Source organism: Nocardiopsis endophytica, from assembly GCF_027706725.1.
Taxonomy (GTDB): Bacteria; Actinomycetota; Actinomycetes; order Streptosporangiales; family Streptosporangiaceae; genus Nocardiopsis_A; species Nocardiopsis_A endophytica.
The window spans coordinates 1-17,002 of the sequence record NZ_JAQFWQ010000136.1 but is presented as its reverse complement, the minus strand read 5'-3'; the positions used below and the strand labels follow the sequence as shown (position 1 = coordinate 17,002).

The following is a 17,002-nucleotide window of genomic DNA, read 5'->3' as shown; positions in this document are numbered from 1 at the left end:
GAGATCATCGCCGGGCAGGGGTGCACCGGGCCCACGGCCGCCACGGGCGCGGGCGCCCGCCCTCCTCACCGCGCCGCCTACCCGGACCGCGAGGGACCCGCCGCCCGGCAGGTGGGGCCGTGGAACCGCCCGGCTGTTGCCGTCGCTGCCATGAACGGTGACCGCGCACACGCGCCGCGCCCGACAGCGCTGCCGGATGGGCCGCCGACCTTTCGTCGTCGCTGCCTTCCACGCCGCACCCCGGTAGCCCGCCGCCCGGCCGGGGTCCATGAGTGGGGGACCTGCTCAGCCGCGCCGCCTACCCGGACCGCGAGGGACCTGTCGCCCGGCAGGTGGGGCCGGGGAACCGCCCGGCTGTTGCCGTCGCTGCCATGAACGGTGACCGCGCACACGCGCCGCGCCCGACAACGCTGCACCGAGGGCCGCTGACCCTTCGTCGTCGCTGCCTTCCACGCCGCACCCCGGTAGCCCGCCGCCCGGCCGGGGTCCATGAGTGGGGGACCTGCTCAGCCGCGCCGCCTACCCGGACCGCGAGGGACCTGTCGCCCGGCAGGTGGGGCCGGGGAACCGCCCGGCTGTTGCCGTCGCTGCCATGAACGGTGACTGCGCACACGCGCCGCGCCCGACAGCGCTGCGGCGCGGGCCGCCGGCCTTTCCTCGTCGTCGCCGACCACGCCACACCCTGGCAGCCCGCCGCTCGGCTGGGGTCCTCAAGCGGGGTACCAGCTCAGCCGCCTGACCACCACCGCGCCGCGGTACCCCCGGAACTCGAGACCGCTGACTCAGCGTCCTCTTCCCCCGAGGTCAGCGTGGGGGAGCGGCTGCGATCCCCGCGCGGAGGCCGAGCACGGCCGCCTCGCCCCTGGTGGCCACGCCCAGCTTCTTGAGCACCGCGGAGATGTGGAACTTCACCGTGCTCTCGGCCACGCCGAGCTCCTGGGCGATGGCCCGGTTGCGCTTGCCCGCCGCCACCAGGGCCAGTACCTCCCGCTCCCGGCGGTTCAGGTCCGCCGGAAGCTTCTGCTCGGCCTGCGGCGCGGGTGGGGCGAGCGGCAGCCGCACGGCCACCCGGTTGCCCCAGCCGGGCACCGACTCCACCTCCAGGCCGGCGTCGAGCGTGTGCGCCCGCCCCTCCAGCGTGCGCCTGAGCCCGGTCGCGTCCAGCACGCCGCCGCTCTGGTCCCGGACGTCGACCACCAGAGTGGCGCTGTCGCACTCCCAGGCGACGCGCAGCCGCTCCACATCGGACTGCGCGGTCAGGGCGACCGCGATGTCGTGCGTGAGGGCCCGGGCCCCGTAGGCGACCTCACCGGGCAGGGGGCCGCCGCCGTCGTCCGGCGGCACGAACTCGGCCGCCACCTCCCGGTGCCGGAGCAGCGGGTCGACCTCCTGGCGCAACCGCTGGAACGCGGCCTCCGGCGCCTCCTCCGAAAGGTTCCGGTCGGCGTCCCGGCGCGCCCTCAGGGCGACCAGGGCCTTGGAGGCGGCGTCGGCCGCCGCGCTCCTGGCCCCCTGGTCGTCCAGCCGGGCCGAGCGCAGGGTGCTCAGGATCCCGGTGAGCGCCGCCTCGTGCGCCGCCGTCAGCTCGGCGGTGGCCCGCGTGCGCTCGCTCGACGCCGCCCGCGACTCGGCCAGGTAGTCCGGGCTGGCCTGGGCCACCTGCTGCCGGATGGAGGTCGCGACGAGGCCGAAGACGGCCGCCAGTGCCGAAGGGCCGGCCGGTTCGGTGCGGCGCCGGGGGAAGAGCACCAGGAGCGTGTCCTCGCGGTCCCGCACCGCCCACACCCAGCGCTGCGCACCGGCCAGCCTGGCGTGGCCGACCATGTGCTCCCCGAGCGCGACGGACGCCTTCAGCGCCTCCAGCTCGGCGATGGTGACCCGCTCCACGATGTCGCGCTCGCCCGCCACCTTGCGGGGGCGCCCGGTGCACTCCAGCGTGTAGATCACCAGCGCCCGGTGGGGCCACCGGTCCGACAGCAGCCGGGAGAACCGGCGCGCGATGTCGGCCAGTGGGCCCGCCACCACCTCGCGCAGCGCCTGCAGTTCGGCGACCGGGTCACCGGCCGAAGTACCGGTCCCGGTCCGGGCCACATCCCCCATGTCGGGCAGTCTAGAACGTGCCGCGTGGGCCCTGCCCCGCCGTCCCGCGACGGCGTCCGCGCCGTCCGGGCGGCCGTTCCCGCTGGAGCGACGGTGCCTCAGCCCGGCCGGGTCGGCGCGACCCGCACGGCCCTGACGAGGCAGGCCCCGCCCCCGGGTCCGACCCGGCCCCGCCGGGCCCCGCCGAAGGGCGGGGAACTCCTCGCCTTCCGGCGGGCTCCGCCGTCGGGACCCCCGGTCCTACCGTCGCGGTGAGCGCCGCGCGCCGCCGCGCGCGGCCGGTCGCACCATCGGAGGAACACCAGGCATGCCACAGCAGGTACGCGGCGTCGTCGCCAGGAAGAAGGGCGCCCCCGTCGAGGTCGCCGACATCGTCGTCCCCGACCCCGGTCCCGGGGAGGCCGTGGTCGCCGTCGCGGCGTGCGGGGTGTGCCATACCGACCTGACGTACCGGGAGGGCGGGATCAACGACGAGTTCCCCTTCCTCCTCGGCCACGAGGCGGCCGGGACGGTGGAGAGCGTGGGCGAGGGGGTCGAGGACCTGGCCCCCGGCGACTTCGTCGTCCTGAACTGGCGCGCGGTCTGCGGGCGCTGCCGGGCCTGTAAGCGCGGCCGCGCGCAGTACTGCTTCGACACCTTCAACGCCGAGCAGAAGATGACCCTCACGGACGGGACCGAGCTGTCCCCCGCACTGGGCATCGGCGCGTTCGCCGAGAAGACGCTCGTGCACTCCGGCCAGTGCACCAAGGTCGCCCCCGACGCCGACCCGGCCGTCGTCGGGCTGCTGGGGTGCGGGGTGATGGCCGGGCTCGGCGCGGCGGTCAACACCGGGGGAGTGGGCCGCGGCGACTCGGTCGCCGTCATCGGCTGCGGCGGCGTCGGCGACGCCGCGGTGGCGGGCGCGCGCCTGGCCGGCGCCGGCACCATCATCGCCGTGGACCGCGACGCCGGGAAACTGGAGTGGGCCAAGGAGCTGGGCGCCACCCACACCGTGGACGCCTCCGAGGCCGACACCGTCGAGGCGGTCCGCGCCCTCACCGGAGGCTTCGGCGCCGACGTCGTCATCGACGCGGTCGGCCGCCCCGAGACCTTCGAGCAGGCCTTCTACGCCCGCGACCTCGCCGGGACCGTCGTGCTGGTGGGCGTGCCCACCCCCGAGATGCGGCTCGAGCTGCCCTTCCTCGACGTCTTCGGCCGCGGAGGGGCGCTGAAGTCCTCCTGGTACGGCGACTGCCTGCCCGAGCGCGACTTCCCCATGCTGGTGGACCTGTACCAGCAGGGGCGCCTGCCGCTGGAGCGGTTCGTCACCGAGCGCATCGGCATCGAGGAGGTCGAGCAGGCCTTCCACACCATGCACGAGGGCGGCGTGCTGCGATCGGTGGTGACCCTGTGAGCGGGGCGCTGCGCATCGACCGCGTGGTCACCTCCGGCCTGTTCGAGCTCGACGGCGGGGCCTGGGAGGTCGACAACAACGTCTGGGTGGTCGGCGACGACGACGAGGCGGTGGTGATCGACGCCGCGCACGACGCCGATCCGATCATCAAGGCCGTCGGCGGGCGCCACGTCGCCGCGGTCGTGTGCACCCACGGGCACAGCGACCACGTCACCGTCGCCCCGCGCCTGGGGCGGGAGCTGGAGGCGCCGGTCCTGCTGCACTCCGGCGACGACGTGCTCTGGCGGATGGGCCACGAGGGCCAGACCTACCAGCACCTGGACGACGACCGGCGCATCAGGATCGCGGGCACCGAGCTGATCGCGATCCACACGCCGGGCCACTCGCCCGGCTCGGTGTGCCTGCACCTGCCCGAGGCGGGGGCGCTGTTCTCCGGCGACACCCTGTTCTCGGGCGGGCCGGGGGCGACCGGGCGGTCCTACTCGGACTTCCCGACGATCATCGGCTCCATCCGCGAGCGACTGTTCCGCCTGCCGGAGGAGACCCGCGTGCACACGGGCCACGGCGACGGCACCACGATCGGCACCGAGGCGCCGCACCTGGCGGAGTGGATCGCCCGCGGCCACTGAGCGGGGGTGCGCACCGGTCCCACAGGGCCGGGCCCGGTGCGCACGCCCTGTCACCGTCCGGCGCGCCGCAGGGCTCTGCCGCGTCCTGCGGCGCGCTGTCGGAACGGGCCCGCAGGCGGCCCCGGAAGGGGGCCGTCCGGCCGGGTGAAAGCGCCCGCCACCAGGGCGGTCGGAGTGATCAGAACGACAGGGGACATGCCCACCCGAGTGTGCTAGTGTCACAGACGGGTTGCAGTCTGGATTTCGCTTGATCGCTTGATCGCCCGCGGAGTTTCGGCCAGCGGGCGTTTTTTCGTTCCGGAAGAAGGTTCGCGGCAGCCCCGGGCGCCGCAGCCCGCGGCGTCGGTTTCATTGCAGAAGGAACGAGGAGGCCGCCATGGCCACCGGAACCGTCAAGTGGTTCAACAGCGAAAAGGGCTACGGCTTCATCAGCCAGGATGAGGGCGGCCCGGACGTCTTCGTCCACTACTCCAGCATCGCCGGCTCCGGCTTCCGGAACCTTGAGGAGAACCAGCGCGTGGAGTTCGACATCGCGCAGGGCCCCAAGGGTCCGCAGGCCCAGGACGTCCAGGGCCTCTAAGGAGGACCGGCACGACGTTCCCGCCCCGCCGCCGCACCGCGGCCGGGACGGCGGGCGGACGGCCCCCGCAGCCGCTCGGCTGCGGGGGCCGTCCCCTTTTCCCGGGCGTCCCCGTTCCCCGCGGACCCCGGTGCCGTGCGGTGTCCGCGCGGGTGCGGGGGCGGAGGGGGCCCAGGAAGGTCACTCCCGGGGCGCGATCCGCATGAAGGTGACCGAGTTCCCCGGGAACGTGTGGGTGAACGAGGAGTCCACGCCCCCGATGGTGGAGGTCTCCGGCGCGACCGGGCGCTCCTCCGCGGTGTTCTCCGCGTCCGGGTCCGCCGCCAGGACCGTCAGGTCCGCGGTCGGCGCCACCTCGGCGCCGCCCAGGTCGATCGACGTGCGCGCCTCCTCGCTCTGGGCGTTGACGACCTTCACGATGTACTCGCCGGTCTCCTCGTCATGCGTGACGACCTGCCGGAACGGCTCGGGCGCGGGAGCGGTGAAGCTGTTCCACTCCTCGCCGTCCAGGTAGAGGGTGACGTCGCGCCCGCGCACCTCGATGCGGACGTCGTAGGCGCGCCCGGCCTCGATGGTGGTGTCGTCGGAGACCACGGTGCTCTTCGCCCCGCCGGAGGCGTGCTCCACGGCCGACTGGGTGTTGCCCCACCCGCCCAGGTTCCACCAGTAGTACTCGTCGCTCCCCTGGACCCCGAAGCCGACCAGGAAGCCCTCGTCGCCTTCCCGCTTGGTGGCGGTGACCTCCATGTCGTAGTCGGTCCACTCGGGGTCGCCCGCCATGACCATCGTGTTCTCGCCGGCCGTCTCGGTCTGGACGTAGGCGCCGTCCTCCACGGCCCAGCTCCCGGCGTCGGTGATGTGCTCCCACTGGTCGGCGCCGCCGGAGAAGTCGTCGCCGAGCAGCTCCTCACCGTCGGCGGAGGTCACCTTCACGTCGTCGAACTCGGCGCTGGTGTTCCAGGTGGACAGGCCTACCGCCCCGGTGATCGGCCCGCTGGCGTCCGGGGTGCCCGAGGCGGTGCTGGGCACCACGGCGTCGCCGGTGTTCTGCGCGAACAGCCGCTGTACCTCGTAGTTGGCCGACCCCCAGCTCCGGGTGTTGTCGAACCAGATCATGTCCGGCGTCCACTGGGTGTCCCACTCGGCCGCGAGGAGCGGGGCGTAGGAGGCCATCGTGACCACGTCGGCGTTGCGCTCCAGCCCGGTCATGTAGGCGGCCTCGGCCAGGGCGTTGGAGAAGCGGTTGCCCTGGGAGGCGTACTCGCCCAGGAAGACGTCCGGCCCCTCCCGGTCATAGGAGTCGTAGCGCTCGTTGTTCGACAGGAACCACTCGGGCGAGTTGTAGTAGTGCTCGTCGACCAGCTCGACGCCGTGCTCGCGGTTGAGCTCCCAGGCGCGGTCGAAGCCGGCGCCGCCGGAGGACGGGCCGGAGTTGCCGACCACCGTGATGTCGGGGTACTCGGCCTCGATCGCGTCGCGGAACTCGACGAACCGCTCGAAGAAGTCCTCGACCAGCGGCTCCTCGTTGCCGACCTGCAGGTGCGTCAGGCCGAAGGGCTCGGGGTGCCCCATCCCGGCGCGCAGCCCGCCCCACTCGGAGTCGGCGGGGCCGTTGGCGAACTCGATCAGGTCCAGGGTGTCCTGGATGTGCCGCTCCAGCAGCTCGGGGTCGTCCGTCGCCTCGTTCTCGCCGCAGCCGGTGACCAGCGCCGGGACGACCGGCAGCGGCATGGCGCCCAGGTCCTCGGCGAACTGGAAGTACTCGTAGTACCCCAGGCCGTAGGACTGGTTGTAGCCCCAGAAGTTGTGGTTGACGGCGCGCTCCTCGACGGGGCCGACGGTGTCCTTCCACTGGAAGGAGCGCTCGCGCGGCCAGTCGGGCCCCTCATAGGCCTCGTGGCTGCCGGTGTTGACCAGGCAGCCGCCGGGGAAGCGCACGAACCCGGGGTCGAGGTCGGCGATCTTCTCGGCGAGGTCGGCGCGCAGGCCGTTCTCGTGCCCCTTGAAGGTGTCGCGCGGGAACAGCGAGACCATGTCCAGGCTCAGCGAGCCGCCGCCGCTGCCGGTGACCGCGAGCCGTCCGGCCGTGCTGGAGGCGGACGCGGTGAACGCGCCGGTGTACTCGGCCCAGCCGCCGCCCTCGGCCTCCAGGCCCAGCGGCTCGGCGAGGGGTTCGCCCCGGTCGTCGGTGAGGCGCACGGTGAGGGGCGTGCCGCCGTCCCCGTCCGCCCTGGCCCAGACCGAGAAGTCGTACTCCTTGCCCTCCTCGACGGCGATCCCGGTGGAGTATCCGGTGTTGGCCACGCCGTATTCGCCGTCGCCGGGGAGCGTGAGGCGCAGATAGTTGCGGTTCCGCTCATTGAGGCGGCCGTCGTCGTCGACCACTTCCGCGCTTCCGCCGCCGCCGACCTCCTCCCAGGAGGTCATCGGCGTGTAATTCTCATTGTCGGCGGTGTTGTATTCGAACGACCGGTTCTGCACGAGTTCGGCGTACAACCCGCCGTCGGCGGCGTGGTTGATGTCCTCCATGAAGATGCCGTACATGGTGTCGCTGATCTGCGGCCCTGTCGCGGCGGTGTCGACGTCGATGGTGTAGTCGGTCGCGGCGGACGCGGGCGCCGCCGCGGTCACGCACAGCGCACCGGCGAGCAGGGTGCCGGTGGCCGCGGCCGTCACGGCCGTTCTCCTGCGGTACGTCTTGGCTGGCACGTCTCCTCCGAGGGGGGTGCGCCTCCGGCGGGGGGAGGCGGAGCGGGAGAGGATCGAATGGGCCGGAAAAGGGCGCCGGGTGGTGCCGGTATTCCGGTGCGAACGGGGGGCGGGCGCACCGGAGCGGTGGAATACAGGGGGATCGCATTCCGCCGCCGATGCCGCCGGCCGCCGTTCAGGGGAGAAGGGGAGGAACGTCGTCGGTGCGTGACCTCCTCGAATGGATTGTTAGCGCTAACATTCCGTTTCGCGGACGGGCGCTTCGGTCGTCCGGGAGTATTTCCTCGAGGCTGCCGCCCGGCCGGAGGGGTGTCAAGGGGGGGCGGCAGGGGGCGCGGGCGTCCGGGGGCGGACGGTATCGGCCGGAGAGCGGTGCGTAGCGGGCGTGTCAAGGGGCGGGACGCGAACATCTCAGAGCGGTAAACGTGTATTGACGCCCCGAGTGTTAGCGCTAACAATGGTGACCCACCTCACTCGCCGGACCCCGCGACGCCCCCACCCCCGAGACCCCGCCCCGCTCCGGCGCACCCCGTCCCCTCGATTGTTAGCGCTAACATCCGGCCGTCCCGGCCGGTGGCGCGGAAGGGCTCCCATGAACAAGGCACTCTCCACGACCGCCGCCGCCGTCGCGCTCACCGCCGCCGCGACCGCCTGCGGCTCGGGCGGCGGCGGCCAGGGCGGCGGCGACGACACCATCGTCCTCGGCTTCTCCCAGGTGGGCGCCGAGAGCGGCTGGCGCACCGCCAACACCGAGTCCATCAAGGCCGCCGCCGAGGAGGCGGGCATCGAGCTGAAGTTCTCCGACGCCCAGCAGCAGCAGGAGAACCAGATCCAGGCCATCCGCAGCTTCATCCAGCAGGACGTCGACGTGATCGCCTTCTCGCCGGTCGTCGAGTCGGGCTGGGACACCGTCCTCGCCGAGGCGCGCAACGCCGGCATCCCCGTCGTGCTCACCGACCGCGCGGTCGAGACGGACCAGGAGGACGTCTACGAGACCTTCCTCGGATCCGACTTCGTCGAGGAGGGCCGCAACGCCGGGCGCTACGTCGTCGAGGAGTTCGCCGACTCCGACGAGGACGTGAACATCGTCGAGCTGCAGGGCACCACCGGCTCGGCGCCCGCCATCGACCGCAAGGAGGGCTTCGCCGAGGTCATCGGCGAGGACGACAAGTTCGAGATCGTCGCCTCCCAGGACGGCGACTTCACCCGGGCCGGGGGCCAGGAGGTCATGCAGGCCTTCCTCGGCTCCCACGACGACATCGACGTCCTCTACGCCCACAACGACGACATGGCGCTCGGCGCCATCGAGTCCATCGAGGCGGCCGGGCTGGAGCCCGGCGAGGACATCAAGATCGTCTCGGTGGACGGCATCAAGGACGCCTTCCAGGCGATGGCCGACGGCAAGATCAACCAGGTCGTCGAGTGCAACCCGCTGATCGGCCCGCAGCTGATGGACCTGGTGGAGCAGGTGCACGCGGGCGAGGAGGTCCCCGAGCGCGTCGAGGTGGAGGAGGGCGTCTTCGGCCAGGACCAGGCCGAGGAGGAGCTGCCCAACCGCGAGTACTGACCCGCACACCACCGACGCGAAGGAGGGGCCGTGGACACCGCGGCCGAACCCGCCGTGCACATGAGCGGGATCGTGAAGGACTTCCCCGGCGTCCGGGCCCTGGACGGCGCCGGGCTCAGGCTCGAACCGGGCGAGGTGCACGCCCTGCTGGGCGAGAACGGGGCCGGGAAGTCGACCCTGATCAAGGTCCTGACCGGCGTGCACCGGCCCGACGCCGGGAGCATCGAGGTCGACGGTCGGCCGGTCTCGGTCAACGGCCCCCAGGACGCCGAGCGCCACGGGATCGCCACCGTCTACCAGGAGGTGAACCTGTGCCCGAACCTGTCGGTGGCCGAGAACGTGCTGCTGGGCCGCGAGCCGCGCGGCCGGTTCGGGATCTCCCCGCGGCGCATGAACCGGCGGGCGGCCGAGCTGGCCGCCGGCATGGGGCTCGACCTCGACGTCACCCGCGCGCTGGGCGAGTACCCCATCGCGGTCCAGCAGCTCGTCGCCATCCTGCGGGCGGTGGACCTCGACGCCCGGGTGCTGGTCCTGGACGAGCCCACCTCCAGCCTGGACCGCGACGAGGTGCGCATCCTGTTCGACCTGGTGGAGCGGCTCCGCTCGCGCGGGGTGGCGATCCTGTTCGTCACCCACTTCCTCGACCAGGTCTACGAGCTGTGCCGCCGGATGACCGTGCTGCGCAACGGGCGCCCGGTCGGCACGTTCACCACCGACGAGCTGGACCAGCGCGGACTGGTCGGGCTCATGCTCGGTGAGCAGGCCGGGGAGCTGGACCGGGTGGAGGGGCGCGCCCACGACGGCGCCCCGCCCCCGGACGCGCCCCCGCTGCTGCATGCGCGCGGGCTGGGGCGCAAGGGCGGCGTCGCGCCCTACGACCTGGACGTGGCGCCGGGGCAGATCGTCGGCCTGGCCGGCCTGCTGGGCTCCGGGCGGACCGAGGCCGTACGGCTCCTCTTCGGCGCCGACCGCCCCGACAGCGGGAGCGTGGAGGTCGACGGGCGGCTGCTGTCGCTGCGCACTCCGCGCGCGCCCATCGGCGCGGGGCTGGCCTACTGCTCGGAGGACCGCAAGGCCGAGGGGCTGGTGGCCGACCTGTCGGTCGCCGACAACCTGCTGCTGGCCATGCAGGCCGCCCGCGGGTGGATGCGGCCGATGCCCCGCAAGGCGCGCGCGGAACTGGTCGAGCGCTACATCTCCGCGCTGCGCATCCGCACCGCGTCGCCGGACACCCCCGTGGGGGCCCTCAGCGGCGGCAACCAGCAGAAGGTGCTGCTGGGCCGGTGGCTCATCATGCGGCCGCGGCTGCTCATCCTCGACGAGCCCACGCGCGGCATCGACATCGGCGCCAAGGCGGAGGTGCAGCGCCTGGTGGCGGCCGAGGCCGAGGAGGGGACGGCGGTGCTGTTCGTCTCCTCGGAGCTGGAGGAGGTGCTGCGGCTGAGCCACCGGGTGGTCGTGCTGCGGGACCGGCGGGTGGTCTCCACCCTCGACAACGACGGCGGGCTCGACGTGGACGGCGTGCTCGCCGAGATCGCCGAAGGGGGTGCGCGGTGATGGCGGCGCAGATGCGTCGGCTGGTGTGGCCGCTCCTGGTGCTCGTCGCCCTGCTGGCCGCCAACGCGGTCGCCTCCCCGGGCTTCTTCGCCGTCACCGTCAAGGGCGGGCGGCTCTACGGCAGCCTGGTCGACATCCTGCACTTCGGCGCGCCCCTGCTGCTGATCGCCCTGGGCATGACCGTGGTGATCGCGCTGCGCGGGATCGACCTGTCGGTGGGCGCCGTCGTGGCCGTCTCCGGCGCCGTGGCGTGCGAGATCATCGTCGCCGCGGGTGATCCGTCCTCCCCGGGCACGGTCGCCGGGGCGGTCGGGACCGCCCTGGCGCTGTCGGTACTGCTGGGGCTGTGGAACGGGTTCCTGGCGGCGGTGCTGCGGATCCAGCCGATCGTGGCGACCCTGATCCTCATGGTCGCGGGGCGGGGCCTGGCCCAGCTGATCACCGACGGCCAGATCACCACCGTGACCAGCGAGCCCTACCGGCGGATCGCGGCGGGCAGCCTGGCGGCGGTCCCCTACACCGTGCTCATGGCCGCGGTGACCGTGCTGGTGATGTGGCTGGCCCTGCGCCGCACCGCGCTGGGGCTGTTCGTGGAGGCGGTCGGCGGCAACGCCGAGGCGGCCCGCCTGGCCGGGATCCGCGCGACCGGGCTGTCGGTGGCGGCCTACGCCTTCTGCGGCCTGTGCGCGGGGCTCGCCGGGATCATCATCAGCGCCAACACCGGCAGCGCCGACGGCAACAACGCGGGGCTGTGGATCGAGCTGGACGCGATCCTCGCCGTGGTGATCGGCGGGACGCTGCTGACCGGCGGCCGGTTCTCGATCGCCGGGACCGTGCTGGGCGCGGTCATCGTGCAGACCCTGTCCACGACGGTCTACACCATGGGGGTACCGCCGGAGAGCGCCCTGGTGTTCAAGGCGGTCGTGGTGTTCGTGGTGTGCCTGCTGCAGTCGCCGCGGTTCCGCGCGCAGGTCGCGGCGCCGTTCCGGCGCGGCGGGCCGCCGGTACCGGCGGGGGGAGCGGGCCCGCCCGCACCCGAGGAGGAGGACGGCGCCATGCCCACTGCGACCGGCGACGGCCGGCCGGACCCCCGGGAGGTGCGGCGATGACGGGCCTTTCGACCCCGCCCCCGCCCCCGCCTCCGACCCCGCTCGCGTCCGCGGCGGCCCGTGTCCGCGCCCTGGTGGACGGGCGGCGCAGGTTCATCCCGGTGGCCGTGTCCGGCCTGGTGCTCGTGCTGCTGTTCGCGGTCGGCTCGGTGCGCTACACGGGGTTCCTGGAACCGCAGGTGATGCTGAACCTGCTGGTGAACAACTCCTTCCTCATCGTCCTGGCGGTGGGGGTGACGTTCGTGATCCTGGCGGGCGGCATCGACCTGTCCACGGGGTCGGTGCTGGCGCTGTCGGCGATGATCTGCGCGTGGCTGCTGCGCGAGGGCTGGCCCCCGCTGCTGGTGATCCCGGTCGCGCTGCTGGCCGGGGCCGCCATCGGCTTCCTGCAGGGGTGCATCATCCACTTCTACGGGGTGCAGCCCTTCATCGCCACGCTCGGCGGCATGTTCTTCGCCCGGGGGCTGTGCTACCTGATCAGCACGGAGTCGATCCCCATCACCGACCCGCTGTTCGGCGCGCTCGCCCAGGCGCGGGTGCCGCTGCCGGGAGGGACGTCGCTGTCCCTGGGCGCGGTGGTGGCGCTGGCCGCGGCGGCCGCGGCGGCCTTCGTGCTGCACCGGACCCGGTTCGGGCGCAGCGTCTACGCGGTCGGCGGCAGCGAGTCCTCGGCGATGCTCATGGGCCTGTCGGTGGGGCGCGTGAAGGTCGGGGTCTACACGGTCAGCGGGTTCTGCGCGGCACTGGGGGGCGTGCTGTACACGCTCTACATCGCCTCCGGGAACAGCCTGCACGGCCTGGGCATGGAGCTGGACGCGATCGCCGCGGTGGTGATCGGCGGGACGCTGCTCACGGGCGGCTTCGGGTACGTGCTGGGCAGCGTCGTGGGCGTGCTGACGCTGGGCACGATCCAGACGATCCTGGTCTTCGAGGGCACCTTGAGCTCGTGGTGGAGCAGGATCGTCGCGGGCGTGCTCCTGCTGGTGTTCATCCTGCTGCAGAGGGCGCTGGCGCCGCGCACGGTGAAATGACACGGGCGGCGGCCGGGCCGGGGCGGTTCCCGGGCCGGCCGCCGCCTTGCCGTGCGTGGCTGTGGCCTCGCCGCGTGATGCCGCCTCGCCGTGCGTGGCCGCCGCCCTGCCACGCGAGGCCGTCGACCGGTTTTCGTCGTCGTCCCCGACCAGTGCGAACGGCCGCTGGGGCCGCCCCGTGGGCGGGATTCGGGGTTGCGCGCCTCTGGCGGCCTCTGCCAGCATCTCACCCATGACCGACATGAAAGGCGGCCCCGCCGCTCTCCGGTGACCGGGCGCCGTGGGGCCGAGAGCCCCGACCCCGAGTCCCTGTCCCTTCTCCGGCGTGCCGTCGCGATCCGTGACGAATGGCTGGCGCACGGCCTGTCCACGGACCCGGCCGACCGCCCCGCCGCCGAAGCCGCGATCTCGGCGCTGTACCGGATCGTCGACCGCCCGCCGCCGCGGTTCGTCTGGGTCGACTCTCCCGGATCGGCCCTGTACCCCGGATCGCCGCTGCACCGTGCGGAGTCCACGCTCGCCTACCTGAAGGCGCCGGAACCCTCCGATGGCGCCGACCCTCCGGTCCACGACAGGCTCGCCGACCTGTGGAGCACGATGCGCTCCCGCCTGGACCGCGCCGTCGCCCCCTGTCTGCGGCCTCCGCTGCGGGCACAGCGTCCGCCCGCCACCCTGCCGGCCGTCCCACCGGAGCGCGCCCTGCGCGACGGCGTCTGGGCCGGGGCCGTCATCGACGTCACGGTGCGCCACTCCCTGACGGTGTCCCTGTGCGACGCGGTACGGGCGCCGCTGTTCACCGAGTTCGCGACCTGTTCGCCCCGCCCGCTGGCCGCCGCCTGGTACGGCCAGCACGACGCCTACCGGGTCGGCCACTACGACGCCTGGCACCGGCTCGGCCTGGCCTCCTTCCCCGCCTGGGCGCGGGAGGTCCTGGACCTGTGGGCGGCCACGGTCCGCTCCTGCGGCTGGTGGTGGCCGGGGGAGGGGGTGTGCGTGGTGGCCGAGCGGACGGCCGCGCTCCACAGCGAACCGATGCCCGACGCCGTCCACGGCGAGGTGCGCCTCCACCGCGACGGCGGGCCCGCCGTGCTCTTCCGCGACGGCTGGGGCGCGCACGTCCTGAACGGGACCCGTGTCCCGGCGTGGGTGATCGGCGCCCCCACACCGGAGCGGATCTCGGCCGAGGCCAACGTGGAGGTGCGGCGCGCCGCCATCGAGCGCATCGGCTGGGACGCCTACATCGGCGCCGCCGGGCTGGCCCTGGTCGCCACCGCGCCCGACCCCGGCAACCCGGGCTCCGAGCTGCGGCTGTACGACATGCCGGAGTCCCCGGTGGTCGTGCCCGGGGCGCGGACGAGGCCGGGGCCGCCCGGCCGGGTGCTGGTCGTGGTCAACGGCTCGCCCGAACGCGACGGCACACGGCGCCGCTACGGGCTGCCCGTTCCCGGCTCCCTCGACGACCCGGTCGACGCGGCCGGGTGGACCTACGGCCTCTCGGGCGCGACCTACGCCCGACTGGCGCGCCGTACCTGAAGCCCGTACCTGAAGCCCGTACCGGGGCGCGGCGTCCGGCGCGCCCGGATCCGTCCCGGTGCGGCGAAGCGAACCGCCACCGAGCACACCCACAGGTGATCACCATGAGCACGAGCACGAGCACGAGCATGTCCGTCACAGCCCCGACCCTCGCCGACCTCACCGCCCGCACCGGCCTCGCCGTCCTGGACCACCTGGAGCGCGAGGCCGAGGTCCCCGTCATCGACGGACTCCAGGCCCAGGGCGACCTCCTCGTCGTCCCGCTGCACCTCGTCGCCGACGACGTGACCCTGTCCGAGGGCCCCGGGCCGCACTGGACGCCGGTCCCGGCCGAGGGCCTCGAACTCCTGCGCAGCGCCGCCGGAGGCAACCCGCACACCCTCGTCGCCGACCCCGGCACCTGCCGCTGGACCCGCGGCGTCCACGACCGCTTCGGACTGGCCCTGGGCGTCCTGGCCACCACGGCCCCCGCCTACCTGCTCCACCCCGAGCACGGCGGCAGCGGCCTCGCGCCCGGCACCTATGCGGTCCGCCGCCAGCGCGAAGCCGCCCTGCGGCACGCCTGGCGGGACGACCGCGCCCGGTGGTCGCCCGGGGAGTCCCGCCTGGTGGCCGACTGACCCGGCCGGTACCGGGCCCCGCCCCGGACCGGCCGCCGTGAACGAGCGCCCGCCCCCGGAGGACGGACCGGGGGCGGGCGCTCCTGCGTATCGGAGGGCCGGGGCCCTGTGGGCCCCGGCGGCGGCTGCACGCCGCTGACGACGGACGAGTTCTCCGGCGAGCGCACGGGCACGGAGCCGTCGCCGACCAGGGGTGTGCCGACCGCTATCCCCCCGACCCCGACGACGCGGCCGCGTTCCGTCGTGATCCGCCCGGCTCCGTCCGGAGCCCTCAAGCCCTCAATCGGTCCGGTCGCCGACCTGGCCCGCCGGAGGCGGGCCGCCGAGGCCGGAGAGGAGTTCGCGCAGCAGGTCGGCCAGCAGCTCCCGGCGCTCGGGGGGCAGGTGGGCGACCAGGCGCTCCTCGGTCGTGAGCAGGTCGGCGACCACGCGGTCGAGCAGGGCGGATCCCGCGTCGGTCAGGGCCACGGCGCGCGCGTGGTAGCCGGATCCGCTCGTGGTCCGTTCGACGAGCCCCGCCTCGGATGCCCGGGCCACACGCTGCGTGATCGCCCCGGGGGTCACCCGGCACGCTTCGGCGAGCCCCTTGGGGCTCATCCGGTAGGGCGGCCCGGAGCGCCGGAGCGTGGAGAGCAGGTCGAGGGTCGCCATGTCCACGCCCAGGTCGGCGAGGAGGCGGCGGCGCTCGTCGCCGAACACCTTGGCGGCCCACCAGACGCGGGTGATGATCCCGATCGACTCCACCGGGACGCCCGGCAGCTCGCGCCGCCAGGCGTCCTGGATGGCGTCGGCGCCGTCGCGCGGGGGCCCGGCCTGCTCGCCGGCTGGCTCGCCGGTCGATTCCCCGACCGACCCGTCGGCCGACCCGCCGGTCGGTTCAGCGGCCATTCTCGGCGCCGCCGTTCACCTGGACGATCTGGGCGGTCACGTGCCGCGCGCCGGGAGAGGCGAGCCAGTGGACCGTCGCGGCGACGTCGTCAGGGGTGCCGGCCCGGCCGGTGCTGGTCTGTGCCACCAGTTCGGCGTGGCGGGTGCCGTCCAGTGCGCCGCCGAAGAACTCGGTGTCGTCGATCAGGCCGGGGGCGACGGCGTTGACCGTGATGCCGCGCGGCCCCAGGTCGGCGGCCAGGTCGTAGATGTAGGGGTGCAGGGCCGCCTTCATCGGGCCGTAGGAGCCGCCGCCCGAGCCGCGGTAGGCCGCGATCGAGGAGACGAACACGATGCGGGCGGAGGGGGCGAACAGCTCGCGCAGGGCCTCGGTCGGCAGCACGGACGTGAGGACGTTGGCGCGGAAGTTGCCGGTCCACCGGCGGGCTGTGTCCTCGGGGCCGTCGGCGGCGCCGTCGCCGATCTCGACGTTGCCCCCGGCGTTGTTGACCAGGACGTCGACGGAGCCGAAGCGGTCGGCCAGTTCGGCGCGGAGCCGCTCGGCGCCGGCGGGGTCGGAGAGGTCGGCGGGCAGTGCGGTGGCGCCGACCTCCTCGGCGGCCCGGCCGAGGACGTCGGGCCGGCGGCCGACGACCACCACCCGGTCCCCGGCGGAGGCGAAGCGCGCGGCCACCGCCTTGCCGATCCCGGTGCCGCCGCCACTGACCACGATCGTGCGCGTCATGGGAGACCATCCTCTCGCTACGTTGACTTTAGCCCTAAATTTTAGGGCTAAAGTCAACGTAACACGGAGCGTTGGGGGCGCGTCGCGCCATCCGACCGTGACGACGGCCTCGCCTGGCGGTTGGAGTGGGTCATCAAGGGGCGGGGCGACGACGGTGGCGGGCGGCGGCCCTTCTGGTAGCGCTGTCAGGCGGCGGGAGTGCGGGTGGTCGGCGTGTTGGGCGGCGACGACGGAAGTGGGTGGCCCACGCCGCAGCGATGTCGGCCGTGGGGCGTGTGGGTGGTCGGCGTGGATGGCGGCGACGGCAGAAGCGGGGAGGTCCCCGGGCCCTGCTTGCCGGGCGGCGGGTCCCTTCCGGTCTGGGCGGGCGGTTGAGCTGGTCCCCCGCTTGGGGCCTCGGCCGGGCGGTGGGTCGCCGGGGTGCAGGGCGTAGGGCGGCGACGAGGAGAGGTCGGCAGCCCCAGCCCGTGCTCGTGGCGGCCGCCGCCCCGGTGCGCCCCTGCCTGGCGATGATCTCGACAAAGGTGCTGTCAAAACCGCCGGAATGGCAGCACTTCCGTCG

13 protein-coding genes are annotated in these 17,002 nt (G+C 73.9%); 9 read left to right on the top strand and 4 right to left on the bottom strand.

Going from position 1 to position 17,002, the window contains the following annotated elements:
* Positions 1 to 804: 804 nt before the first annotated feature.
* A complete protein-coding gene (locus O4J56_RS28825; RefSeq protein WP_270690160.1) occupies positions 805 to 2,100 on the bottom strand; it encodes a helix-turn-helix transcriptional regulator in 1,296 nt (431 codons plus the stop codon).
* A 307-nt stretch (positions 2,101 to 2,407) separates the two neighbouring features.
* Here O4J56_RS28825 and O4J56_RS28820 point away from each other — a divergent pair, with 307 nt between their 5' ends.
* The 3 genes from O4J56_RS28820 to O4J56_RS28810 all read left to right on the top strand — a co-directional run bounded on the left by O4J56_RS28820 (position 2,408) and on the right by O4J56_RS28810 (position 4,702).
* Entirely contained in the window at positions 2,408 to 3,493 is a 1,086-nt protein-coding gene (locus O4J56_RS28820) for an S-(hydroxymethyl)mycothiol dehydrogenase (protein ID WP_270690159.1), read from the top strand.
* A complete protein-coding gene (locus O4J56_RS28815; protein ID WP_270690158.1) occupies positions 3,490 to 4,122 on the top strand; it encodes an MBL fold metallo-hydrolase in 633 nt (210 codons plus the stop codon). The genes O4J56_RS28820 and O4J56_RS28815 overlap by 4 nt, the downstream gene beginning before the upstream one ends.
* A gap of 376 nt (positions 4,123 to 4,498) precedes the next feature.
* Positions 4,499 to 4,702 (top strand): cold-shock protein, encoded by a 204-nt coding sequence (locus tag O4J56_RS28810; protein WP_017623812.1) that lies wholly within the window; start codon positions 4,499 to 4,501, stop codon positions 4,700 to 4,702.
* A gap of 180 nt (positions 4,703 to 4,882) precedes the next feature.
* On the opposite strand, the gene O4J56_RS28805 is transcribed toward O4J56_RS28810, so the two are convergent.
* Positions 4,883 to 7,411, bottom strand: coding sequence for an alpha-L-arabinofuranosidase C-terminal domain-containing protein (locus O4J56_RS28805; protein WP_270690157.1), 2,529 nt, complete (start codon positions 7,409 to 7,411; stop codon positions 4,883 to 4,885).
* Positions 7,412 to 8,003: 592 nt separating this feature from the next.
* On the opposite strand from O4J56_RS28805, the gene O4J56_RS28800 reads away from it, so the two are divergent.
* The 6 genes from O4J56_RS28800 (at position 8,004) to O4J56_RS28775 (ending at position 14,828) form a co-directional block, all read left to right on the top strand.
* Positions 8,004 to 8,978: an ABC transporter substrate-binding protein gene (locus O4J56_RS28800; protein ID WP_270690156.1), complete on the top strand. Its 975-nt coding sequence runs from the start codon at positions 8,004 to 8,006 to the stop codon at positions 8,976 to 8,978.
* Between the two features lie 30 nt (positions 8,979 to 9,008).
* Positions 9,009 to 10,535, top strand: coding sequence for a sugar ABC transporter ATP-binding protein (locus O4J56_RS28795; protein ID WP_333563831.1), 1,527 nt, complete (start codon positions 9,009 to 9,011; stop codon positions 10,533 to 10,535).
* Complete coding sequence (locus O4J56_RS28790; RefSeq protein WP_270690155.1) at positions 10,535 to 11,644, top strand: ABC transporter permease; 1,110 nt, start codon at positions 10,535 to 10,537, stop codon at positions 11,642 to 11,644. Before O4J56_RS28795 ends, O4J56_RS28790 begins: the two co-directional genes overlap by 1 nt.
* The gene (gene yjfF, locus O4J56_RS28785) at positions 11,641 to 12,675 is read left to right on the top strand and encodes a galactofuranose ABC transporter, permease protein YjfF (RefSeq protein WP_270690154.1); all 1,035 of its coding nucleotides are present in this window, start codon (positions 11,641 to 11,643) and stop codon (positions 12,673 to 12,675) included. Before O4J56_RS28790 ends, yjfF begins: the two co-directional genes overlap by 4 nt.
* A gap of 267 nt (positions 12,676 to 12,942) precedes the next feature.
* Complete coding sequence (locus O4J56_RS28780) at positions 12,943 to 14,208, top strand: DUF6745 domain-containing protein (protein WP_270690153.1); 1,266 nt, start codon at positions 12,943 to 12,945, stop codon at positions 14,206 to 14,208.
* Between the two features lie 104 nt (positions 14,209 to 14,312).
* Positions 14,313 to 14,828, top strand: coding sequence for a hypothetical protein (locus O4J56_RS28775; protein ID WP_270690152.1), 516 nt, complete (start codon positions 14,313 to 14,315; stop codon positions 14,826 to 14,828).
* A gap of 279 nt (positions 14,829 to 15,107) precedes the next feature.
* Here the strand turns inward: O4J56_RS28775 and O4J56_RS28770 are convergent, their stop codons facing one another.
* Positions 15,108 to 15,716, bottom strand: a complete 609-nt coding sequence (locus tag O4J56_RS28770; RefSeq protein WP_270690151.1) for a MarR family winged helix-turn-helix transcriptional regulator — start codon at positions 15,714 to 15,716, stop codon at positions 15,108 to 15,110.
* Complete coding sequence (locus tag O4J56_RS28765) at positions 15,706 to 16,440, bottom strand: SDR family NAD(P)-dependent oxidoreductase (RefSeq protein WP_270690150.1); 735 nt, start codon at positions 16,438 to 16,440, stop codon at positions 15,706 to 15,708. The genes O4J56_RS28770 and O4J56_RS28765 overlap by 11 nt, the downstream gene beginning before the upstream one ends.
* Positions 16,441 to 17,002: the final 562 nt, after the last annotated feature.

Coding starts and splice junctions, on each gene's coding strand:
- O4J56_RS28765 (WP_270690150.1), bottom strand. CDS start 16,440: ATGACGCGCACGATCGTGGTCAGTGGCGGCGGCACCGGGATCGGCAAG.
- O4J56_RS28800 (WP_270690156.1), top strand. CDS start 8,004: ATGAACAAGGCACTCTCCACGACCGCCGCCGCCGTCGCGCTCACCGCC.
- yjfF (WP_270690154.1), top strand. CDS start 11,641: ATGACGGGCCTTTCGACCCCGCCCCCGCCCCCGCCTCCGACCCCGCTC.
- O4J56_RS28770 (WP_270690151.1), bottom strand. CDS start 15,716: ATGGCCGCTGAACCGACCGGCGGGTCGGCCGACGGGTCGGTCGGGGAA.
- O4J56_RS28775 (WP_270690152.1), top strand. CDS start 14,313: ATGAGCACGAGCACGAGCACGAGCATGTCCGTCACAGCCCCGACCCTC.
- O4J56_RS28810 (WP_017623812.1), top strand. CDS start 4,499: ATGGCCACCGGAACCGTCAAGTGGTTCAACAGCGAAAAGGGCTACGGC.
- O4J56_RS28790 (WP_270690155.1), top strand. CDS start 10,535: ATGGCGGCGCAGATGCGTCGGCTGGTGTGGCCGCTCCTGGTGCTCGTC.
- O4J56_RS28820 (WP_270690159.1), top strand. CDS start 2,408: ATGCCACAGCAGGTACGCGGCGTCGTCGCCAGGAAGAAGGGCGCCCCC.
- O4J56_RS28825 (WP_270690160.1), bottom strand. CDS start 2,100: ATGGGGGATGTGGCCCGGACCGGGACCGGTACTTCGGCCGGTGACCCG.